The organism is uncultured Fretibacterium sp. (assembly GCF_938040765.1).
Taxonomy (GTDB): domain Bacteria; phylum Synergistota; class Synergistia; order Synergistales; family Aminobacteriaceae; genus CAJPSE01.
The window spans coordinates 1-4,268 of the sequence record NZ_CALIAA010000185.1; the positions used below are offsets into that span (position 1 = coordinate 1).

The 4,268-nt window shown below is 62.7% G+C and carries 4 protein-coding genes; 1 reads left to right on the plus strand and 3 read right to left on the minus strand.

What is annotated here, in order from left to right; translation table 11 throughout:
* Positions 1–199: 199 nt before the first annotated feature.
* The gene (nhaC, locus tag Q0176_RS06500) at positions 200–1,768 is read right to left on the minus strand and encodes a Na+/H+ antiporter NhaC (protein WP_299300433.1); all 1,569 of its coding nucleotides are present in this window, start codon (positions 1,766–1,768) and stop codon (positions 200–202) included.
* A gap of 293 nt (positions 1,769–2,061) precedes the next feature.
* Between nhaC and Q0176_RS06505 the strand changes: the two genes are divergently transcribed.
* Positions 2,062–2,535 (plus strand): hypothetical protein, encoded by a 474-nt coding sequence (locus Q0176_RS06505; RefSeq protein WP_299300435.1) that lies wholly within the window; start codon positions 2,062–2,064, stop codon positions 2,533–2,535.
* A 179-nt stretch (positions 2,536–2,714) separates the two neighbouring features.
* Here Q0176_RS06505 and Q0176_RS06510 read toward each other — a convergent pair whose 3' ends face one another.
* The gene (locus tag Q0176_RS06510) at positions 2,715–3,959 is read right to left on the minus strand and encodes a hypothetical protein (protein WP_299300437.1); all 1,245 of its coding nucleotides are present in this window, start codon (positions 3,957–3,959) and stop codon (positions 2,715–2,717) included.
* 47 nt (positions 3,960–4,006) lie between these two features.
* A partial coding sequence (locus Q0176_RS06515) for a hypothetical protein (protein ID WP_299300439.1) occupies positions 4,007–4,268 on the minus strand: 262 nt, incomplete at its 5' end.

Below are 4,268 nucleotides of genomic sequence, written 5' to 3' on the forward strand. Positions count from 1 at the left end.
TCCCAAAGAGGACCCGCGAATAAGCTGCCGAATAATAAGAGCGAGAACGATACGAACGCTGCAAGACATCGGTGCGGACCTCCTTTCGAGCCGAAAAACAAGTTGTGGAGCCAATCGAAAACCCAAGGGCTTCCATGCCCCACGCGATCTTTAATGCTGGAGTATTTTATAGATTCGGAACGAATCTGTCAAGGCTTTTTCAGGGATCCGCCGGCAGGGCCCCCGGGGCGGCGTGGGGCCGCTCCCCGTGCCGCCAGACGACGGCGATCCCCAGCCAGGTCATCGCAAGGGCGATGATGGGGTTCAGCCAGTTCAGGAAACAGTAGGGCGCGTAGGCCAGGGTGGGGACGCCCAGAACGGCGCTGACGTAGACTCCGCAGGTATTCCAGGGCACAAGGACGGAGGTCATGGTGCCGCTGTCCTCGAGCGAGCGGGAGAGCATGGAGGGCGCCAGCCTGCGCCCGTCCCAGGAGCGTTCGTCGAACGCCCTGCGGAACATGCGTCCCGGGACGATGATCGCAAGGTACTGCTCGCTCAGGAACACGTTGGCCACGAAGGAGGACGCGATCACCGACGCGACGAGCCCGAACACGGAACGGACGCGGCGCATCAGGGCCTCCAGAATCACGTCCAGGAAGCCGCAGGCCTCCATGATGCCCCCCAGGGAGAGCGCCACCACGATCAGGCAGATCGTCTCCAGCATCGAGGTCATCCCTCCGCGCGTGAAGAGCCGCGTCAAAAGCCCGCCGACCTTGGCGAACTCGGCGGGGTCCGGGACCGACGCGAACAGCGTCCCGGCTCCGGCTGCGGCTGCCCTGACCGCCTCCGGCGTCGTCGCCGCGGCGAAGGCGCTCAGCTGCGACGGCTCGTAGCCATAGAAGAAGACTTTCAGGGCCTCGTGAAGCGAGGCGCCCTGAAACAGGGACAACAGCAATCCGGCGCAGAGCCCGCCGACGATGCCGGGGATGGCGGGGATCTTCAACAGCGCCATCACCAGGATGACCGCGGGGGGGACGATGCCCCAGGCGGAGATGCGGAACTCCGCCCTCATCATGCCCTGGATCAGCTCCACACGGCTGTTGTCCATCTCCCGGACGGCGCTGCCCATGAGGAGGGAGATGACCACGACGATCAGCAGCGTGGGCAGGGTCGTCCACATCATCGCGCGGATATGGTCGAAGAGCTCGCTGCCCGAGACGGCGGGCGCGAGGTTGGTGGTGTCGGAGAGCGGCGACATCTTGTCGCCGAAGTAGGCCCCCGAGATGATGAACCCGGCGGAGACGGGAAGGGGGAGCCCCAGTCCGGCGCTGATGCCGATCAGCGCCACCCCGACGGTGCTGCTCGTGGTCCAGCAGCACCCCGTCGCGATCGAGACGACGATGCAGATCAGGAGCGCCGCACAATAGAAATAGTGGGGATTCATGATGTCGAGCCCGTAGTAAATCATGGTCGCGACCACGCCGCTGTGAATCCAGGAACCGACCAGACAGCCCACGAGGACGAGGATCAGAATGGCCTGGATGGAGACCTGTACGGCGGAACAGATGCCGCGTTCCAGGTCGATCCAGGAGACCTTCAAGACGAGGAAACCGAACAGGGCGGTAAAGATCGCCGCAAAGAGCAGAGGTACCTGGGCCGGAAGTCCCAGCCCGATGTGCGTGCCCGACTCCAGGCGGATGTCGACCACCCCGAAAGTGACGATAAGGGCGCTGACGAGCAAAACGGTAATAGCCGAGAAAAGTCCCGGCCGACGGCACAACGACGCCATCCTACATTCCCCCCACACCAAGAAATAGCTTGATTACCTGGTATTGCGGCTCCGCCTATTCCCGGACAGGTTGCCTCAGCGCGAGAGGAATGATTTGCTTTTGGTCTTTGCCGGCTTACTTCGAAGCTGGAAGGGTATTTTAGGGCATTTTCGAAAAAATGCAAGACCTGGTTGCGACCGCCGACGCGGACCTTCCCGCCCCGCATTCACATTGTCTTCACATCGGGGAGCTATCCTGTTCTCATCGAACGGGGGGACAAGCCCCGCGACAAATCGACGGGAGGTCGTTATTGATGAAAAAGGTCGTTATCGCGGTATTGGTCGTCAGCCTGCTGGGCACAGCCGGAACGGCAATGGCCTGGGGCTGCAGGAGACACAGGGGAGGCTGTTACGACGACGGCATCGGGAACTGCCTGCAGCCGGAGCTCTCCAACGGCCGGGACCTTCGGCAGGGCCGGCATCCGGAATGCATCGGAGGGATGGACGGGATGAGGGGCCGGTACGCCTCGAACATGCCGGAGGATATCCGTGCCAAGGCCAACGAGCTGGCGAAGCTCCGGATCGACCTGAGGGACGCGCTCTCCCGCTCCCCCATCGACCGGGACGCGGCAACCAAGCTCCATGATCGGGCGATGCAGCTGGAGCAGGAGATCGAGACGTGGTTCTTCGGGGAGAGGATGAACCGCATCGAGGAGTTCCGCAGGCAGCAGGAGCAGAGCCGCTCCGCCGCTCCGACACCGAGCAAGCCCGCGTCGGCCAACCCTTAGCGCCCGCGAGCTGGGGAAGCGGCTGGTCGAAAAGGCCGCCTCTCGAGCGGAGCCTGGCGCCGAATGAAGAGCGCCCCGCTTCAAAACGGGGCCCCCGAAGGAAACGGCGGCATGGCCAAGCCGGACGCAGGGCGGAAGGACCCCACCATCCAAGGTGGGGTCCTTCCGCGTTGTCATCCTCAGCCCCTCCGGCGCCGGATGGAGCCCTGCTGGAGCTCCCGCACTAGGTTGATCCTGAACACGTCCGCAAACTCGTCCAGGTTGCAGCAGCTCAGCTCGTAGCGGGCAGATAGGTTGTCCGCCGGCGCCAAGGCCCCGACGCTGACCAGCATGGACGTGTTGCGGTTCAGCCCCAGCACCTTGGAGACCCGGGAGTACTTGGGCAGAAAGTCCATGTACTCGCCGGTCTTGGCCTCGATCCAGAATATCCTTTCCCCGACGCTCAGCAGCAGGTCGAGCTCGAAGTCCTCCCCGCCCGGGAGGACGATGCGCGGGTTCTTCATGAAGGCATAGGGCAGGTCCAGAGTGGCGGGGTGGGTCGTGAGGATGGAGACCACCTTGTCGCGGATGAAGTGCTCCAGCCACCCGCCGGTGAGGAAGTTGATGGCCATCGGCGTGCGGTTCACCCGTGCCACGATCTTGTAGTGGGGCGCGCGCCGGTAGGCGTACGAGGCCAGGAAATCCACCTCCCGAAGCATCCGGCACAGGTTCAGAGTATGGGTGACGTCGCGGCCGTTCAGCCCGGCCAGGGAATAGGTGAACTCCTCCCCCTCGTTCAGCGTGGCCTTCAGGGTCTCGTAAAAGGGAAGGACATAGGAGAGATATTTTCCCAGAAAACCCGCGATCTGAGAGACGCGGGGGTCCAGGTCGGACTCGTCGGGAATGTAAACGATCTCGACGCCGCGCCTCTGGAGGTATCGCGCCAGCCCCTCCAGCTTCGAGGCGGAGAACTGCCCCCCCGCTTCCTCTCCGACGACAGAGGGAGGAACGGGCAGCAGGCCGGTAAAGGGGGAACTCTCCGCCCCGCCATCCCCGCTGCCCGTGTTCCGCACCAGGTTCGGGGAGAGCAGCTCGACGTGACGCCCCATTCGGGAGCTGGAGAGCGTGCGGATCAGGCCCGCAGCCTCGAGGTTCTCGAGCTGGGCCAGCAGGGAGGGCTTGCCTATGGACAGGGACTGCGCCAGCTGATTGATGTGAATCAGCCCCTCCTCCTGACCTCTGAGGACGTCCATGAGCACGAAGAGCATCCCCATCGGAGCGAAGCCCCGAAGCGAGGACATCATCTGCACGGAACCGTACTCGAGGGACGAGTAGGGATTTTTTCTGCGCTTCCCCCGCCCCGTTTTCTGGGCGGCGGGCAGCTCATCTCCATTCGGTGCGTCAGGCCCCGCCTCATCCGCCCTCCCGGGTGGTTCTACCCCCACAACTTCGTCATGGATATCGATACCGGTATCGATATCACTCTTAACCTTCAGATCCTTTTCGTCCAACTTGGGAGCTTTTTCATTACCGGTCTTATGTCCCGCAGCACTCCTGCCCCTCCGACGCGGACGTTTTTGGGATGCCGACCTGGCGTTATCGGCCATGTTTTCCGTATCGGGACCAGAAACAGAACCGGACTTATCATTCCTCTTCGGAGCCCTTCTCTCCCCGGAAGCATCCCCAACGTCCCGCGTCTGTTTTTTGCCATCGAAATCAGCATTCTTTTTGTTATCGGTAATGTTTTTATCTTT

What these genes read in the sequence shown, in the direction of transcription:
- Q0176_RS06505 (WP_299300435.1), top strand. Translation starts at nt 2,062, where the DNA reads ATGAAAAAGGTCGTTATCGCGGTATTGGTCGTCAGCCTGCTGGGCACA.
- nhaC (WP_299300433.1), bottom strand. Translation starts at nt 1,768, where the DNA reads ATGGCGTCGTTGTGCCGTCGGCCGGGACTTTTCTCGGCTATTACCGTT.